The following is a 16,704-nucleotide window of genomic DNA, read 5'->3' on the forward strand; positions in this document are numbered from 1 at the left end:
AAGACGTTGATATCGGAGACTGCTCCGTCTAAGCCTACTGACTCTGTCAAGTGTTCGGTTAGCTGCTCCAAAGCCCATTCCATACATGCCATTATCTGCTTGCACCGACCGCAGACTCTCTGTAAATGGTGAATATATGTACTCTTCTTTTTCATCGCAACAGTATGTCTATCTATTATAAAGGATGACCATGAAAAAGTCACGAAGCCTATTTGTGACCTTCTCATCATGTCGTTTGACACTTAAAATTTTAGATAAAATAGTAACTATCTGTCAGAATTTTTTAAAAAAGGATGATTAATTATATGTATAAAACATTATTCCTGCTGAATTTGTTAAATTATTTTAATCAATTTACGCTTTAATTTGTTGAAGTGATTGAGACTTTAGTTTATAAAAATCAATCTTTATCCCCATTTACGTTTTTTAAAAATATGTGAAATTGATATTGCAATAAATTATTCTATTCATTATAATGAATTTGTTCACACGTTTGTGCTAGGCTCTTTACATAGTGAAAATTCAGAAAAAACAAAAGAAATAGAAAGTAAGCTATTCAGGGACTTTTTTACGCTATTTCTTAAATCTGAATCTCATCTTCTATCGAGACCTTTGAACTAAAAACATATTATAAGGGGGAATACAGTTGAAAAAGCGTTGGTCTGTTGTTACTTTAATGCTTATTTTCACACTTGTATTAAGCGCTTGTGGTTTCAGCGGAAACAAATCAGGCGACAGCACGAGCAGTTCTGGAGAGGCTAAAACAACATTAAATGTGAATATCTCCACTGAGCCTTTTTCTCTACATCCGGGATTGGCAAATGATTCAACTTCAGGAAGTGTCATCCGTCAGACTTTTGAGGGATTAACAAGAATTAACGCTGAAGGTAAGCCAGAAAACGCAATGGCTTCTGATATCAAAACAAGTGATGATGGTAAAACTTACACATTCACACTTCGTGATGCAAAATGGTCTAATGGTGACCCTGTCACAGCACAAGACTTCGAATATGCTTGGAAATGGGCATTAGATCCTAAAAATGAATCTCAATATGCTTACCAGCTTTATTATATTAAAGGTGCTGAAGCTGCTAACAAAGGGGAAGCAAAAGTTTCTGATGTTGGCATTAAAGCAAAAGACGACAAAACGCTTGTAGTTGAGCTAGAGAACCCAACACCGTTCTTTACTGAACTAACTGCATTCTATACGTATATGCCAGTCAACAAAAAAGTGGCTGAAAAGAATAAAAACTGGTACACAAATGCTGGTGAAAACTACGTATCTAATGGACCATTCGTTCTTTCTAAATGGAAACACGGCGGTTCTATCACACTTGAAAAGAACAATGAATACTGGGATAAAGACACTGTGAAATTGAAAAAGATTAACATGTCTATGATCAAAGATACAAACACTGAACTTAGCATGTTCAAAAAAGGCGAACTTGACTGGGCTGGTTCTCCAACTGGAAGCCTTCCAACTGAGTCTTTAAAAACGTTGAAAAAAGAAGGCGGTCTTGAAATTCAAACGATCGCTGGTATCTATAACTACAAATTCAATACAAAAGTAAAACCTTTAAACAATGCGAACATCCGTAAAGCCCTTGCTTACTCAATCAACCGTCAAGCAATCGTTGACAAAATTACGCAAGGTGAACAAGTTCCAGCGATGGCAATCGTTCCTCCAACAATGGAAGGATTCACGGATAACAAAACTGGTTACTTCAAAGATCATGATGTAGCGACTGCTAAAGAACTTCTTGAAAAAGGTGCGAAAGAATTAGGTTATAAGTCAGTTTCTGATCTTCCAACATTGAAATTGTCTTACAACACAGATGAAGGCCACCAAAAGATTGCACAAGCAATTCAAGAAATGTGGAAAAAAGATTTAGGTGTGAACGTTGAACTTGATAACTCTGAGTGGAACGTATACATCGATAAAATCCACAGTGGAGACTACCAAATCGGACGTATGGGCTGGTTAGGAGACTTCAACGATCCAGTGAACTTCCTTGAGCTTTACAAAGATAAAGACGGTGGAAACAATGACACTGGATGGGAAAGCAAAGAGTACAAACAATTATTGAATGATTCTGCAAAAGAAACAGACAAAACAAAGCGTGAAGAAATGCTGAAAAAAGCAGAAAAAATCATCATCGACGATATGCCTGTAGCGCCTATTTACTTCTACACTCAACTTTGGGTACAAGATCCAAAACTTAAAGGTGTGGTTGTATCTGGACTTGGTGATGTTCAATACAAATGGGCACATTTCGAAAAGTAAGAGTTATAGTGTAAGAGATCTACGGCAAGGATCTTAAGGTATATGGAGGATGTCTCTCCATATACCTTTCTTGCTGATTAGAGAAATTGTTGTAAAATCATGGAGGTGCAATTCCGTTGCTTAAATATATCGGTAAGCGATTAATATATATTTTAATCACACTGTTTGTTATTGTAACTGCAACTTTCTTTCTCATGCAGGCAGCACCTGGTGGTCCATTCTCTGGAGAGAAGAAACTTCCTGCTGAAATTGAAGCAAACCTAAACGAGCACTACGGGTTGGACAAACCCTTATTTGTTCAATACGTGAGCTACCTAGGTTCAGTTGCAAAATTAGATTTTGGTCCCTCATTTAAATATAAAGGACAAACTGTTAATGATTTAATCAGTTCTGGATTCCCCGTTTCCTTTACCCTCGGAATTGAGGCAATTCTCCTCGCATTAGCATTTGGTGTATTGTTTGGGGTCCTTGCAGCGCTCTATCATAACAAGTGGCAAGACTATACGATTGCCATTTTAACGATCTTTGGAATCTCAGTTCCAAGTTTCATCTTAGCGGCGCTATTACAATATGTATTTGCATCTGAGGCAAGCTTTTTAGCGATCTTCCCAGTTGCAGGATGGGAGTCTTGGGCAAGCACCGTACTACCTTCTATTGCACTTTCCTTCATGCCAATGGCATTTATCGCTAGACTTGCACGGTCAAGTATGCTTGAAGTATTAAATAGTGACTACATTAGAACGGCTAGAGCAAAAGGATTAACAAAATCAGCTGTGACGATCAAACACGCCATTCGAAACGCATTGTTACCTGTTATCACATACATGGGACCAATGGCAGCTTCAGTGTTGACAGGTAGTTTTGTCGTGGAGAAGATTTTTGGTATTCCTGGTCTTGGCTCTCACTTTGTTACAAGCATTACAAACCGTGATTACACCGTCATCATGGGTGTCACAGTCTTCTACAGTATTATTCTATTAGTCAGTATTCTAGTTGTTGACGTCCTCTACGGTATTATTGATCCTAGAATTAAACTGACGAAGGCGAAGAAAGGGGTCTAACACATGGAAGAGATGAGAAAAGATTTATTTGTGCCTGCGACAGCTGACGCAGCAGAATCTGAAAAAATTTCTAAACCTAGTCTATCTTTATGGAAGGATGCCATGCTTCGCTTCCGTGCAAATAAACTTGCAATGGTTGGACTTGCAATCATTTTCATTATTGTGATTCTGGCCATTTTCGTTCCAGTGTTCTCGAAATATGATTATTCAACGACAGATTTGCTTAATGCAGATCAGCCGCCATCAAAAGAGCATTGGTTTGGTACAGATGATCTTGGCCGAGACATGTTTGTTCGTACATGGGTAGGGGCAAGAATTTCGATCTTCATCGGTCTTGCTGCAGCAGTTCTTGACGTGATCATCGGGATCATCTGGGGAAGTATTGCTGCGTTCAAAGGCGGCCGTACAGATGAAGTCATGATGCGTATCGCAGACGTTTTATGGGCAATTCCAACACTATTAATGGTTATTTTAATGATGGTGGTTCTGCCAAAAGGATTATTAACGATTATCCTTGCTATGACAGTCGTAGGCTGGATTAACATGGCACGTATCGTTAGGGGACAAGTTTTACAATTAAAGAGCCAAGAATACGTTCTTGCAGCACAAACATTAGGTGCAAAAACATCTAGACTTTTATTTAAACACTTGATTCCAAACTCAATGGGACCCATTCTTGTCACAATGACATTAACGATTCCTTCTGCTATTTTCACAGAAGCATTCTTAAGCTATCTAGGGCTTGGTGTACCGGCTCCATTAGCTAGCTGGGGAACAATGGCTTCTGATGGAATTCCGGCCATGACGTATTATCCATGGAGATTATGGTTCCCAGCCGCATTTATCTGTATTACAATGTTTGGTTTTAACGTGGTTGGAGACGGACTAAGAGACGCTTTAGATCCGAAGTTGCGTAAATAAGGAGTGATTAGGATGGAACGTGAACGTATTCTAGAGGTGAAAGACCTTGCAATCTCATTTAAAACATATGGTGGAGAGGTTCAAGCCATTCGCGGTGTGAACTTCCACTTAAATAAAGGCGAGACACTTGCTATTGTAGGTGAATCTGGTTCTGGAAAAAGTGTAACATCACAGGCCATCATGAGATTAATCCCGATGCCGCCAGGTTATTTCAAGCGCGGAGAGATTTTATTTGATGGGCAGGATATTGTCAAGAAAACGGAAAAGCAAATGCAAACCATTCGAGGAAAAGACATTTCGATGATCTTCCAAGATCCGATGACTTCTTTGAACCCAACCATGAAGGTCGGGAAACAAATTACAGAAGTACTTTTCAAGCATGAACAAATCTCAAAAGAAGCGGCTGAAAAAAGAGCCATTGAACTTTTAGAGCTTGTTGGGATTCCAATGCCTGAAAAAAGAATCAAACAATATCCGCATGAATTTAGTGGCGGGATGAGACAAAGGGTTGTCATCGCGATGGCACTTGCAGCCGATCCAAAGCTATTGATTGCTGATGAGCCAACGACTGCACTTGATGTAACCATTCAGGCACAAATCTTAGAATTAATGAAAGAAATTCAGCAAAAAGTCGAAACATCTATTATCTTTATTACCCATGATCTAGGTGTTGTGGCCAATGTTGCTGATCGTGTAGCCGTTATGTATGCTGGACAGATTGTGGAGACAGGGACTGTTGATGAAATTTTCTACAATCCGAAACATCCATATACATGGGGACTTTTAGCATCTATGCCAAGCCTAGACACTGATGGAGGAGCTGAAGGGAAACTAACGGCGATTCCAGGAACACCACCAGATTTAACAAACCCGCCGAAAGGAGATGCATTTGCACTCCGGAGCGATTATGCAATGAAAATTGACTTTGAACAAGAACCACCAATGTTCAAAGTATCAGATACGCATTATGTGAAATCATGGCTACTTCATCCGAATGCCCCTAAAGTTGAACCGCCTGCTTCCGTAAAGGCGAGAATGCGTGAACTAGAAGGTAGCTACGAAAAACCTGTATTAGTAAAAGAGGGTGAATAGCATGGCAGAAAAACTGTTAGAAATTAAAAATTTAAAGCAGCATTTCCATACAGCAAGAGGGACTGTAAAAGCAGTTGATGGTGTCTCATTTGATATTTATAAAGGTGAAACACTTGGACTTGTAGGTGAATCTGGATGTGGAAAGTCGACAACTGGCCGTTCAATCATAAGACTTTATGATGCGACAGATGGCGAAGTTCTCTATAAAGGGGAAAGCGTTCACGGAAAGAAATCAAGACAAAAAATGCTTGAATTTAACCGTCAAATGCAGATGATTTTCCAAGACCCATATGCTTCACTTAACCCTAGAATGACAGTTCTTGATATCATTGCAGAAGGGATTGACATTCATGGCCTTGCGAAAACAAAGCAAGCACGTAAAGACCGTGTATATCAATTGCTTGAAACGGTTGGTTTGAATAAAGAGCACGCGAATAGATACCCACATGAATTTTCAGGTGGTCAAAGGCAGCGTATTGGGATTGCTCGTGCGTTAGCTGTTGAGCCAGATTTCATCATTGCCGATGAGCCAATCTCTGCACTAGATGTGTCGATCCAAGCGCAGGTCGTCAACTTAATGAAAGAACTGCAAGAAGAAAAGGGCTTAACGTATTTATTCATTGCCCATGACCTTTCCATGGTGAAATATATCAGCGATCGTATCGGTGTGATGTATTTTGGGAAATTGGTTGAGCTGGCACCAGCGAATGAATTATATGAAAACCCGCTTCATCCATATACAAAATCATTACTATCTGCGATTCCGCTTCCAGATCCTGATTATGAGCGTAACCGCAAACGGATTAAATACGATCCATCTGTTCATAAAGGAACAAATACGGAATTTCGTGAAGTTAAGCCAGGTCACTTTGTCAGCTGTACTGAGGAAGAATTCAAAGAGATCAAAGCAAAACAATAAGAACAGAGAAGAAGCACTGCGATATCAGTGCTTCTTTTTTTTATTTTACAAAAAAACAAGTTGATGGTAATTTTTATGTAAAGTGAGTAAACTAGGAGGAAATGAAATGTTGTTATGGAAGACGTTTCGCTATTCATGTCTTCACTTTTTTATCGTCACAATGCTTTTTTCAATATCTTTTTTAACGGAACCAAACGGAGGAAAGTGGATGATCGCATTTTTAGTGCTCATTTGCATTATTTCGTTTTCGGTTGAATTTGCTGTGTATCGGCGCACGAATAAACAGAAGGAAGAAGTCCGGCGTATGAAGTACCTTTATTTCATCATGTTTCAGATCGCCATGACACTTCTTTTGTTTGCTTGCTTTCAAATGCTCATGAATCGTTCGATATAAAACTTTTTTGCTTTCTCTTGAAAAAAAGTGAAACCACCAATGGCATTGCTGCGTCTTACTAGTACAGGCGTTTAAATAGCAGGAAATCGGGAATAGATAAGGAAGTGGTTCTTAACTACATCATAAGGAGCGGATCCATGAATTGGTATGAAAAGCTCAGTGAATACTTCCCGATAGAAGAAATGAAGTCAAAAGAGCATATGGAAGCTTTATTAAAGGAAAGAAGTGATATTTATCATAAAGAAGAAGGGCCTCATCATGTGATGATGTACGCTGAATTTGATTCTTTCATCTTTATTGATTATTTATTTGTTTCCAAGGATGCAAGAGGTGAAGGCCTCGGCTCAAAGCTCATTCATAAGCTGAAGGAAAAAAGAAAACCGATCTTGCTTGAGGTCGAGCCTGTAGATGAAGATGATGCAGATACTGCAAAACGCCTAAAGTTTTATCAGAGAGAGCACTTCAAGCATGCTGAATCAATTGGTTATAAACGCAGGTCACTTGCAACGAATGAAGTCAACCGCATGGAAATTCTTTATTGGTCGCCTCGTACAGATCATGAGGAAGAAATGATGGAGGCCATGAGAAAGACGTACGAAAGAATCCATACGTATAAAGACGAAGAATGGTATGGACAATCGTATGAGGATGTTGATGATGTGCTGAAACTCATTGAAAATAGAAAACAAAAAAATATTTTCGATCATCTCGACTAAATGAGAATGTTCAGACTTCAAACATCAGCACAAAAAGAATGAAATTGTCTAGTTTTTGTCACAAAAATTGCAAGAAAATCTGTTCACACTTACTTTTTTATAGTATAATCACTATAAAGATTACTTATTTAGAACAATTTTAATTTAAGAATACAGATCAATATTCATTCTACAAATTGAGGAGTGAAGATTTATGGTAACATTATACACATCACCAAGCTGTACATCATGTAGAAAAGCAAGAGCGTGGTTAGAAGAGCACAATATTCCATACCAAGAGAGAAATATCTTTTCTGAGCCTCTTTCAATCGATGAAATCAAAGAGATTCTTCGTATGACGGAAGATGGTACAGATGAAATTATCTCAACACGTTCTAAAGTATTCCAAAAACTAAATGTAAATGTTGAGACAATGCCGCTTCAACAATTGTATAAACTAATCAATGAGCACCCTGGTCTTCTAAGACGTCCAATTATTTTGGATGAAAAAAGACTGCAAGTTGGGTACAACGAAGATGAAATTAGACGTTTCCTTCCTAGAACGGTTCGTACATTCCAACTTCGAGAAGCTCAGCGACTTGCTAACTAATAGACAACACGAAAAGCTGCCGATCATTTGGCAGCTTTTTTTATTTATTTTCAGCCGTTTGTTCGTAAAAGAGACTGGCTAAAATAACGGTTGCGACGGTTAAAAAAGGAAGCAACAATTCAAGTGTTGTATGCTGCGCCATAAATTCATTCAGTTTTACATCACGGACAATCATTTCTCCGCCAGTAAAAGCTAAAAGGGCACTCCCTCCGTATAAAAGAATCGGAAACTTGGTTAGTGCTGCATGAATCAGCTTACTCCCCCAAATAATAATCGGAACTGAAATCATTAAGCCAAAGGCAGTGAGCACCATGTTCCCCTTAGCTGCCCCTGCAACAGCGATCACATTATCAAGTGACATAAAAAGATCTGCAATCACGATGGTCTGAACAGCACGCCAAAGGGAGCCGCTGCTTTTAATCCGAATGGATTCTTTCTTTTGTTCAATTAACAAATTGTATCCTATATAAAGGAGAAAGAGACCGCCGATAAATTGCAAATAGGGGATGGTCAATAAATAAACGGCAGCACCAGTCATGGTGATTCTCATCAGCACTGCCAAAAGTGTGCCGATCCATATGGCTTTGTTTCGTTTTTCATTTGATAAGCTTCGACTGGCCATCGCAATGATTAATGCATTATCTCCGCCTAATATGAGGTCTATGCCAATAATCATCAGTAAGGATACGATCCACTCTGTTTCCATCCAGTTCACCTCATTTCACTAAAATAGCTCGTACAACCAATATATGAGGACAATTCAAATATATGTTTCTGCAAGTTTTCTCTGCAAAAAATGCGTTTTTATTTCTTTTATTCATGTTTTATCATAAAATAGACAGTACACAGCAATACCTCATTTCTTTAAATGGTTAACATGTAGACGGAACGGGTAAAGTGTAGTAAAGTACTATTAATTGGGAGCTTGTATGTCCCTTCAACATCTTATATAGAAGGGAAGGTTGGCAAAATGGAAATCGAAAGAATAAATGAACATACAGTCAAATTTTATATTTCCTACGGTGATATTGAAGATCGCGGTTTTGACCGTGAAGAGATTTGGTATAATCGTGAGCGCAGTGAAGAGCTGTTCTGGGAAGTGATGGACGAAGTGCACGAAGAAGAAGAATTTGCAGTAGAGGGGCCACTTTGGATTCAAGTACAGGCACTTGATAAAGGTCTTGAAATTGTCGTGACAAAAGCCCAACTTTCTAAAGATGGACAAAAGCTCGAATTGCCGATTCCAGAAGATAAAAAAGATCAAACAGATGAAGAAAGTTTAGATGCTCTGCTTGATGATTTTCATAAAGAAGAGCAAGATCAAGAAGATCATAATGAGAAGGACAAAAAACTTCAACTTCAGTTCGTATTGAAAATGGATGACTTTGAAGATTTGATTGCACTTTCTCAATTAAATATGCAGGATTTTACGACAAGTTTATATTCGTTTGAAAACCGTTATTATCTATATGTTGACTTCCACGAGGATTTGTCAGATGAGCAGGTGGAGAATAAGCTTAGTATTCTGCTTGAATATGCTCATGAATCAGTGGTCAGCATCTACAGACTGCAAGAATACGGTCAGCTGATTGTCAAAGAGAATGCGCTTGAAACGATTCAACAGCACTTCTCGTAACAACCAAAAGTCGATTTCTATAGAGGAATCGACTTTTTTATCTGAATGAAAAAGTAAATAAAGTGATCGGCAAGGAGAAAATGAAATGAGAAATGTAGTCAAAGTTCTATTTTTTCTTATCATTACGATAGGTGCTTATTTGATTATCCAAATTTTTGCCGGTGATCTAGCGGTAAGTGTATTAAGTTCCGTCAGTGTTCTATTCACTTTATCGATTATCTTCATCGGGTTTGTCATTTTCTTAGAAAACAGAAATCCCTCTCAAACGATTACGTGGCTTGTGCTGCTTGGGAGCTTTCCGCTTTTCGGGTTTTTGTTTTATATTTTCTTTGGACGCAATATTAAAAAGCGCAGACTTTTTGAAAAGAAAGCGGTACTGGATGAACAGCTTGTCCAGGAAGATGAACGTATCCACAGAGAAGCAATTGAAAAAATGACTCATATGGGTGACCATCAGCAGCTCTTATTTAAGCTGGCCCACAGACTTGGACATACCCCTATTACGTATCGCACATCCTCTAAAGTTCTGACCAATGGAGAAGAAACGTTCTCTCATATTTTTGAAGAGATCAAAAAAGCAACACATCACATTCATCTAGAATATTATATTCTCCGTCATGATGATCTGGGACAAGAATTAAAGGACATTTTAATCGAGAAAGCAAAAAGTGGTGTGATTGTCCGCTTTTTATATGATGATGTAGGCAGCCTAAAACTCTCCCGTCAATATATTGCTGACTTAGAAAAGGCTGGCGTGCAGATCGTTCCGTTTTTACCAGTGAGACTGCCCTTATTAAATAATAAAATCAATTTCCGAAATCACCGGAAAATCGTGGTGATTGATGGAGAAGTAGGATTTGTCGGCGGACTTAACATTGGGGACGAATATATGGGCAGAAGCAGACAATATGGATTTTGGCGTGATACCCACCTGATGATTAAAGGTGAGGCCGTTCGTGATTTGCAGCAGATTTTTATGCAGGATTGGTATTACATGACCAATGAAAGATGCTCGGGTGTGGATTATTTTAAAGATTTCAGCCATATGGAGAGTCGAGCAGAAGGCGTACAAATGATTGCGGGTGGTCCTGATAAACAGTGGGAAGTCATTAAAAATCTCTTTTTCTCCATGATTATCTCCGCCAAAAAATCAATTTGGATTGCTTCACCTTATTTTGTACCTGATGATGATATTTTGTCCGCACTGAAAATTGCTGCGTTGAGCGGAGTCGATGTGCGAATCATTGCGCCGAAAAATCCAGATAAACGCATCGTATTTCATGCGTCCCGTTCATACTTCCCCGAACTTTTAGAAGCAGGTGCGAAGGTATACGAATATGATCAAGGCTTTATGCATAGTAAGTTTATCATTGTGGATAGTGAGCTAGCTTCAATTGGTACAGCAAATATGGATATGAGAAGTTTTCATCTGAACTTTGAAGTGAATGCTTTCCTCTATAAAACAAAAAGCACAGAGAAGCTGGTCAACGATTTCTTAGGTGATTTAGAGCAGTCACATGAAATTGTTCCAGAAGAATTTGCGAAGAGACCTTTGAGGGTGAGGCTGTTTGAATCAACAGCAAGATTATTATCACCACTTTTATAAAAATTGTATTTCCCCCTTTTCTAAAAGGGGGATTTTTGATTTTACTAAGGGAAAGCAGGTTGAAATCGTGTTTTGACACGGTAAAAGTTCATTTTCCATATTCGCTTTCTTGTGAGAGAAAAAGCTATAATACGGTCATCAAAGAGCAAGGGGCGAAATATATGAATGCAGCGATCATGGAGAATGGCAAGCTGGTTCGCATCACACAACATCTGACTAAAAGGCGGCTAGAGCATGTAAGAGCTACGTGCAAATTTTACTGTCCTGAATGTAGGCAGGAGGTTCTATTAAAGCTAGGTGAGCATCGTGTCCATCATTTTGCACATAAACAGCTCTCGGCATGTCCATTAGCGTCCACCGGTGAAACAGCTTATCATCAGGCAGGGAAAATGGCTCTTAAGGATTGGCTCACGCAGCTTGGATATGAGCCGTTACTAGAGAAATATGTTTCAAACATTCAGCAGCGCCCTGATGTGACCGTTGCTATAGAAAATAAAAGCTATGCCATCGAATTTCAATGTGCAAATATTTCGTGGAAAGAGCTACATAAACGAACGGAAGGTCTCCAAGCTGCGGGGCTCTATCCTATATGGATCATAGGGGCGAATCGTTTAAAACGAATGGCTGGCCAGCTCTTTTCATTCTCCTCCATTCATTGGGGAATTTTAAGGCAGTCAAAGAATAGGAGACTCATTTTTTATTGTCCGATCCAAAATAGATTCATCCACCTGGATCAACTTCTCGTGTTTCAGCCAACGAAAATATGTGCCTCAATGACCGTTAGACCGCCTTCAGCTTATCGCCAACTACCAGCACTCTTATCTGTTTCCTCGAGCAATCATCAATTGTATAAAGAGTGGCTCAAGTGTATTCGGCAATTTAGGGAGCGGCCACCCCGCATTTTAGCAAATGAAAGCAAGCGTTTAAGAACCATTTTTTATGAGCATCATCAAACAGCATGGCCATTTCTACCGACAGAATTATTTATCCCCCTGACAGAAGCATATATCTTTTCAAGCCCTGTTTATGTGTGGCAAGGATGTCTTTATGATTGGATGGTTAGAAAGGGAAAAGAACAAGTGACCATTCATCTACTTTTAAAAGAAATTAAGCGATGTGTCCAGAATAAAGAAGTGAAGCTCCGATATACCAATGTCACAATAGAAGAAATCAAAGGGGTGATCATTTCATATGTACGGGCGCTTGTGAATCTAGGGTTTTTATACATGACGAAAGAGGGTAATTATCAAGTAACGTCGAATCAAAAGCCTATACAAACAGCAGAGGAAGCGATAAAACGAGATGCTTTCTTATTTCATTAGCATGTTTCATGCCCACTTTGATCATGATAAGAAAAAGGTGGTGCTGCTATTGAATAGAAAGAAACGCTTTTTTCTCATTTTTTTAGTTTGTTTGGTATTTATTTCTGCATATGATTTGACAAATATAGTTCAAAACAAAGAAGATAAATACAACACCAATTTCTTTCACTTTCCGAAAGGTTGGTTCAACACAACTCATGCAAGGGGGATTCATATGACTTCACAAAATAACAACAATCATTTACCAGACAGAAGCGAAGTAAAAGAAGAAAACAAATGGCGCCTTGAAGATATTTTTGAAAGTGTCGATTCTTGGAATAAGGAATTCGAAGCTGTAAAAAAAGAAATTCCGAAGCTCGCCCAATTTAAAGGCAAGCTGGCCCATTCTGCTGATGTCTTGTATGAAGCCCTAACATTTCAGGATCAACTTTCTGAAAAGCTTGGTAAGCTTTATACATATGCGCACATGAAATACGATGAAGATACAACAAATTCATCATTTCAGGCTTTAAATGATAAAGCATCCAATTTATTTACACAGCTGTCTAGTACATCTTCCTATATTGTTCCGGAAATTTTATCTATTCAAGAAGATAAGCTGCAGCAATTTATTTTGGAAAAAGAAGAATTAAAACTTTATTCTCACGCTCTCGAAGAAATTAACAAAGAGCGTCCGCATATTTTAAGTGAGGAGCAAGAAGCTTTATTAGCTGAAGCCTCTGAACCTTTATCAACATCATCCACTACGTTTAGTATGTTTAATAATGCAGATATTTCGTTCCCTTCTGTTAAGGATGAAAATGGAGAAGAAAAGAAAATTACTCATGGCAACTTCATTACCTTTTTAAACAGTGATGATCGTGAAGTGAGAAAGAATGCTTTTAAAGCCGTTTATAAAACGTATGATCAATATAAGAATACTTTGGCGTCTACACTCAGCGGCTCGATTAAAAAGGATAATTTTTATGCGAAAGTACGTCATTACAAATCTGCAAGAGAAGCAGCGTTATCACGCAACAGTATTCCTGAAGAAGTGTATGACAATCTAATTGATACAGTTCATCAATATTTACCGTTATTACACCGCTACATTGAATTGCGTAAAAAGGTATTAAAGCTTGATGAAGTGCACAATTATGACTTGTATACACCATTAGTAAAAGATGCTGGCATGAAGCTGACCTATGATGAAGCAAAGGATTATATGCTGAAAGGGTTAGCGCCATTAGGAGAAGAATATGTTTCGGTATTAAAAGAGGGACTCGAAAATCGCTGGGTAGACGTTTATGAGAATAAAGGGAAACGAAGCGGTGCGTATTCTTCTGGAAGCTATGGTACGAATCCTTATATCTTAATGAACTGGCAAAATAATATTGATAATTTATTTACACTGGCTCATGAATTTGGTCACTCTGTTCATAGCTACTATACAAGAAAGCATCAGCCATATCCGTACGGAAACTACAGTATTTTTGTAGCGGAAGTAGCTTCTACAACAAATGAAGCATTACTAGGTGAATACTTACTGAATCATTTAGAGGACAAAAAGCAGCGCTTGTATGTGCTCAATCATTTGTTAGAAGGATTTAGAGGGACGGTATTCAGACAAACGATGTTTGCAGAGTTCGAGCACCTGATTCATGTGAAAGCGCAAGAAGGGGAGGCATTAACGCCAGAGTTTATGACGAACCTGTATTACGACCTGAATAAGAAGTATTTTGGCGAAGGTATGGTTGTGGATAAGGAAATCGGATTAGAATGGACGCGAATTCCGCATTTCTATTACAACTATTATGTGTATCAATATGCGACAGGCTATAGTGCGGCTCAGGCATTAAGTAAACAAATTTTAGAAGAAGGGAAACCTGCGGTGGAGCGTTATACAGACTTCCTTAAAGCAGGAAGCTCTGACTATCCAATCAACGTGCTGAAAAAAGCTGGTGTAGATATGGCATCGAAAGAGCCAATTGAGGCAGCATGTCAATTGTTTGAAGAAAAATTAAAGGAAATGGAAGAGCTCATCTCAAAGACTGGTGAGTAACGAGAAGACTTCTGTCAGATGTGTGAGTGCAAACTCACCTTTTGGCAGGAGTTTTTTCTTGAAATAAAAAGACCAGATTGTTGACAAAGGGCTAAAATGAACTTGATTTTAGCCCTTTGACTTCTTTTTAGCGTGATAGAAAACCTTTGCAGGACTGACACCGAATGCGAGGGTTTGCCTACACGCTAGACCTCGTCTATATGAACGAGGTTTGTATTACGCTTTAAATCCTTTGAAGGTTTTCCGGTGATTCATTCGATAGAGTGTAAAGAGAATGGAAGCGAATAGGAGTGGAGACGTCAGGTAAAGAGGCAGCATCTTCATTAAGCCTAATATATTTAAACAGAAACATAAGCCAATGGCAACAAGTCCAATGGTTGTGCTGCGCATGCAGATCCCCCCATTTTTTTGTTACTTTCACTATATGAAAGTGACAGTCCTCTTATGTTTTGTGACAAAAATATGAACATATAGTATATCGGTTGTCATAAGTCGACAAAATTTGATATACTACAGATGTGAAATTAATCACATACAAACATTACCCCTTTGTTTGACCGTGAAAAATTTCTCCCATCCCCTTTGTTGTCGTTAAGACATAGTGAAACCGCGCTTATCCCGGCGCGGTTTCTTCGTACTTATCAATAGAACAAGTGTTCTTTTGGAGGTGAAGAAAAAAACATGGGTCAGCACCCATGTTCATTCTCACAGCGGTAGACATCAAGATCTGGATGATTGTCTCCTTCTGTATAACGCCAAAACATTTCCTGATGTACTTGTACACGTTCTACCTTTTTAGCGAATGCGAGCTTTTTCATCTCGCGTTCAACTTCTTCAAGGGTCAGGTCATATACAACGGCAATTTCTTTTGCTGATGCAAATTGAAAGTAAGCGATAAACCATTCAATTGGCGGTCGTTCTGAAGGTGTTGGTTTTTCGCCAATCATTTCAAAGAGAATTTCCTCGTAAATATCATAAGAATATGCACCTGAAATCTTTAATCCTTCTTCACCATTTATCGTATTAAAAAAGGCGAAAGTGGGAAGCTCAGACACATCCATTTCAGCTGCGATTTTCATATCACATTGGAGCGCTTTGACAGCACTTTGAGAATGGATATCTCGCTGGAACTCTTCAATGTCCAGTCCAGCCGTTTTTGCATTTTCTAGCAAGACTTGTTCACTGGTGACGTCCTGCTGATGGCAAAAAAGTGATTCTTGAATGAGTCGTAAAAATTTCATTCCGCATTTTCTGCCTTGAAGTTCAGCTGCTTTTAATGCAAGAGAGGCGAGATAAGGTGATGTCACAATTTGTTCAGACAGCATTTGTTCTTTTTTGGTCTGAGTTTTCGTGGCAAATTTCCCCCACGCTTCGGTTAGTAAATGTTTTTTTCGTTTCCGGTTCAAAGCATTAATACTAGAACTTGTAACCGTTCGTAAAGTGAAGAAACGGCCATATTTCATTTTCAACTTTTTAATTGATGGCTCTAATAACCAGCAGTCCGGGCTGAGAGGATCAATGAATACATAGATTTCAATCGGCTTTTGAGGATGTCCGTGACAATGTGAGAAATATTGCTCATGCGGATTGCAGCTCAAGATCGTCCGTCCTTTTCAGGTATTTGGTTGACCATGTGACGAGCCGTCAAAGACAGCCGCTCAAATAAAAAGTCACGAATATCGCCGGTTAGTCCTACTTGATCCATTGCATCCTCCATGCATTCAAGCCATGCGTCCGCCCGCTTCTCAGTAATCGGAAAAGGGAGATGTCTCGCCCGTAGCATTGGGTGACCATGCTCCTCAGTATAAAGCGGCGGTCCGCCTAAATATTGAGTTAAGAACTGTTTTTGTTTTCTTGCTGTTTCTTTTAAGTCATCCGGGAAAATAGGATGAAGCAAAGGATGACACTTTACATTTTCATAAAAAGTATCAACAAGTTGCGATAGAAGTTCCTCTCCAACCGCTTCGTAAGGTGCGTTAAACGATTGTACCATGTTGACTACTCCTTTAACTCGTAGCTAATAGGATGGCTCACCCTATTGCGAATTTCATGTATTTCAAAAGTGATATTCAGTTTGTTCTATTTTGTTGTTTCTATTCTTGTATACTTATTTTAACAACCTC

The 16,704-nt window shown here is 38.8% G+C and carries 16 protein-coding genes and 1 other annotated feature (1 of these 17 cut by a window edge); of the genes, 12 read left to right on the forward strand and 4 right to left on the reverse strand.

Going from position 1 to position 16,704, the window contains the following annotated elements:
- Positions 1-164: a binding site (T-box leader), on the reverse strand; it reaches 55 nt to the left of the window's first position.
- A gap of 482 nt (positions 165-646) precedes the next feature.
- The 8 genes from NST24_RS05755 (at position 647) to spxA (ending at position 7,976) form a co-directional block, all read left to right on the forward strand.
- Positions 647-2,284, forward strand: coding sequence for a peptide ABC transporter substrate-binding protein (locus NST24_RS05755; protein ID WP_007499024.1), 1,638 nt, complete (start codon positions 647-649; stop codon positions 2,282-2,284).
- A gap of 116 nt (positions 2,285-2,400) precedes the next feature.
- Entirely contained in the window at positions 2,401-3,345 is a 945-nt protein-coding gene (locus tag NST24_RS05760; RefSeq protein ID WP_007499022.1) for an ABC transporter permease, read from the forward strand.
- A gap of 3 nt (positions 3,346-3,348) precedes the next feature.
- Positions 3,349-4,266, forward strand: a complete 918-nt coding sequence (locus tag NST24_RS05765; protein ID WP_017360167.1) for an ABC transporter permease — start codon at positions 3,349-3,351, stop codon at positions 4,264-4,266.
- Positions 4,267-4,269: 3 nt separating this feature from the next.
- Complete coding sequence (locus NST24_RS05770) at positions 4,270-5,358, forward strand: ABC transporter ATP-binding protein (RefSeq protein ID WP_089374143.1); 1,089 nt, start codon at positions 4,270-4,272, stop codon at positions 5,356-5,358.
- A 1-nt stretch (position 5,359) separates the two neighbouring features.
- Positions 5,360-6,277, forward strand: a complete 918-nt coding sequence (locus NST24_RS05775) for an ATP-binding cassette domain-containing protein (protein ID WP_024720064.1) — start codon at positions 5,360-5,362, stop codon at positions 6,275-6,277.
- 106 nt (positions 6,278-6,383) lie between these two features.
- Positions 6,384-6,671 (forward strand): hypothetical protein, encoded by a 288-nt coding sequence (locus NST24_RS05780; RefSeq protein WP_025207152.1) that lies wholly within the window; start codon positions 6,384-6,386, stop codon positions 6,669-6,671.
- Between the two features lie 137 nt (positions 6,672-6,808).
- Positions 6,809-7,387 (forward strand): GNAT family N-acetyltransferase, encoded by a 579-nt coding sequence (locus tag NST24_RS05785; RefSeq protein ID WP_268373914.1) that lies wholly within the window; start codon positions 6,809-6,811, stop codon positions 7,385-7,387.
- A gap of 193 nt (positions 7,388-7,580) precedes the next feature.
- Entirely contained in the window at positions 7,581-7,976 is a 396-nt protein-coding gene (gene spxA / locus NST24_RS05790; protein ID WP_003211421.1) for a transcriptional regulator SpxA, read from the forward strand.
- A gap of 40 nt (positions 7,977-8,016) precedes the next feature.
- Here spxA and NST24_RS05795 read toward each other — a convergent pair whose 3' ends face one another.
- Positions 8,017-8,682: a TerC family protein gene (locus tag NST24_RS05795; RefSeq protein WP_007499010.1), complete on the reverse strand. Its 666-nt coding sequence runs from the start codon at positions 8,680-8,682 to the stop codon at positions 8,017-8,019.
- Positions 8,683-8,946: 264 nt separating this feature from the next.
- Between NST24_RS05795 and mecA the strand changes: the two genes are divergently transcribed.
- The 4 genes from mecA to pepF all read left to right on the forward strand — a co-directional run bounded on the left by mecA (position 8,947) and on the right by pepF (position 14,581).
- Positions 8,947-9,612, forward strand: coding sequence for an adaptor protein MecA (gene mecA, locus NST24_RS05800; RefSeq protein ID WP_008348474.1), 666 nt, complete (start codon positions 8,947-8,949; stop codon positions 9,610-9,612).
- Between the two features lie 85 nt (positions 9,613-9,697).
- Entirely contained in the window at positions 9,698-11,218 is a 1,521-nt protein-coding gene (gene cls / locus NST24_RS05805; RefSeq protein ID WP_008348473.1) for a cardiolipin synthase, read from the forward strand.
- A gap of 161 nt (positions 11,219-11,379) precedes the next feature.
- Positions 11,380-12,540 carry a competence protein CoiA family protein gene (locus tag NST24_RS05810; RefSeq protein WP_342462435.1) on the forward strand — a complete coding sequence of 387 codons (1,161 nt, stop codon included), beginning with the start codon at positions 11,380-11,382 and terminating at the stop codon, positions 12,538-12,540.
- 214 nt (positions 12,541-12,754) lie between these two features.
- Positions 12,755-14,581: an oligoendopeptidase F gene (gene pepF, locus NST24_RS05815; RefSeq protein ID WP_327878665.1), complete on the forward strand. Its 1,827-nt coding sequence runs from the start codon at positions 12,755-12,757 to the stop codon at positions 14,579-14,581.
- Between the two features lie 216 nt (positions 14,582-14,797).
- Here pepF and NST24_RS05820 read toward each other — a convergent pair whose 3' ends face one another.
- The 3 genes from NST24_RS05820 to NST24_RS05830 all read right to left on the reverse strand — a co-directional run bounded on the left by NST24_RS05820 (position 14,798) and on the right by NST24_RS05830 (position 16,574).
- The gene (locus NST24_RS05820) at positions 14,798-14,971 is read right to left on the reverse strand and encodes a hypothetical protein (RefSeq protein WP_008348466.1); all 174 of its coding nucleotides are present in this window, start codon (positions 14,969-14,971) and stop codon (positions 14,798-14,800) included.
- 296 nt (positions 14,972-15,267) lie between these two features.
- Positions 15,268-16,179 carry a ClpXP adapter SpxH family protein gene (locus NST24_RS05825; protein WP_342462436.1) on the reverse strand — a complete coding sequence of 304 codons (912 nt, stop codon included), beginning with the start codon at positions 16,177-16,179 and terminating at the stop codon, positions 15,268-15,270.
- A complete protein-coding gene (locus NST24_RS05830; protein WP_342462437.1) occupies positions 16,176-16,574 on the reverse strand; it encodes a thiol management oxidoreductase in 399 nt (132 codons plus the stop codon). The genes NST24_RS05825 and NST24_RS05830 overlap by 4 nt, the downstream gene beginning before the upstream one ends.
- Positions 16,575-16,704 lie beyond the last annotated feature (130 nt).

The sequence above is a fragment of the Bacillus sp. FSL R5-0286 genome (assembly GCF_038593245.1).
GTDB classification, from domain to species: Bacteria; Bacillota; Bacilli; order Bacillales; family Bacillaceae; genus Bacillus; species Bacillus altitudinis.

Bases quoted from the DNA above. Each gene is read 5' to 3' on its own strand.
- pepF (WP_327878665.1), top strand. From the start codon at position 12,755: ATGACTTCACAAAATAACAACAATCATTTACCAGACAGAAGCGAAGTA.
- NST24_RS05830 (WP_342462437.1), bottom strand. From the start codon at position 16,574: ATGGTACAATCGTTTAACGCACCTTACGAAGCGGTTGGAGAGGAACTT.
- NST24_RS05810 (WP_342462435.1), top strand. From the start codon at position 11,380: ATGAATGCAGCGATCATGGAGAATGGCAAGCTGGTTCGCATCACACAA.
- NST24_RS05765 (WP_017360167.1), top strand. From the start codon at position 3,349: ATGGAAGAGATGAGAAAAGATTTATTTGTGCCTGCGACAGCTGACGCA.
- mecA (WP_008348474.1), top strand. From the start codon at position 8,947: ATGGAAATCGAAAGAATAAATGAACATACAGTCAAATTTTATATTTCC.
- spxA (WP_003211421.1), top strand. From the start codon at position 7,581: ATGGTAACATTATACACATCACCAAGCTGTACATCATGTAGAAAAGCA.
- NST24_RS05780 (WP_025207152.1), top strand. From the start codon at position 6,384: ATGTTGTTATGGAAGACGTTTCGCTATTCATGTCTTCACTTTTTTATC.
- cls (WP_008348473.1), top strand. From the start codon at position 9,698: ATGAGAAATGTAGTCAAAGTTCTATTTTTTCTTATCATTACGATAGGT.
- NST24_RS05795 (WP_007499010.1), bottom strand. From the start codon at position 8,682: ATGGAAACAGAGTGGATCGTATCCTTACTGATGATTATTGGCATAGAC.
- NST24_RS05785 (WP_268373914.1), top strand. From the start codon at position 6,809: ATGAATTGGTATGAAAAGCTCAGTGAATACTTCCCGATAGAAGAAATG.
- NST24_RS05820 (WP_008348466.1), bottom strand. From the start codon at position 14,971: ATGCGCAGCACAACCATTGGACTTGTTGCCATTGGCTTATGTTTCTGT.
- NST24_RS05775 (WP_024720064.1), top strand. From the start codon at position 5,360: ATGGCAGAAAAACTGTTAGAAATTAAAAATTTAAAGCAGCATTTCCAT.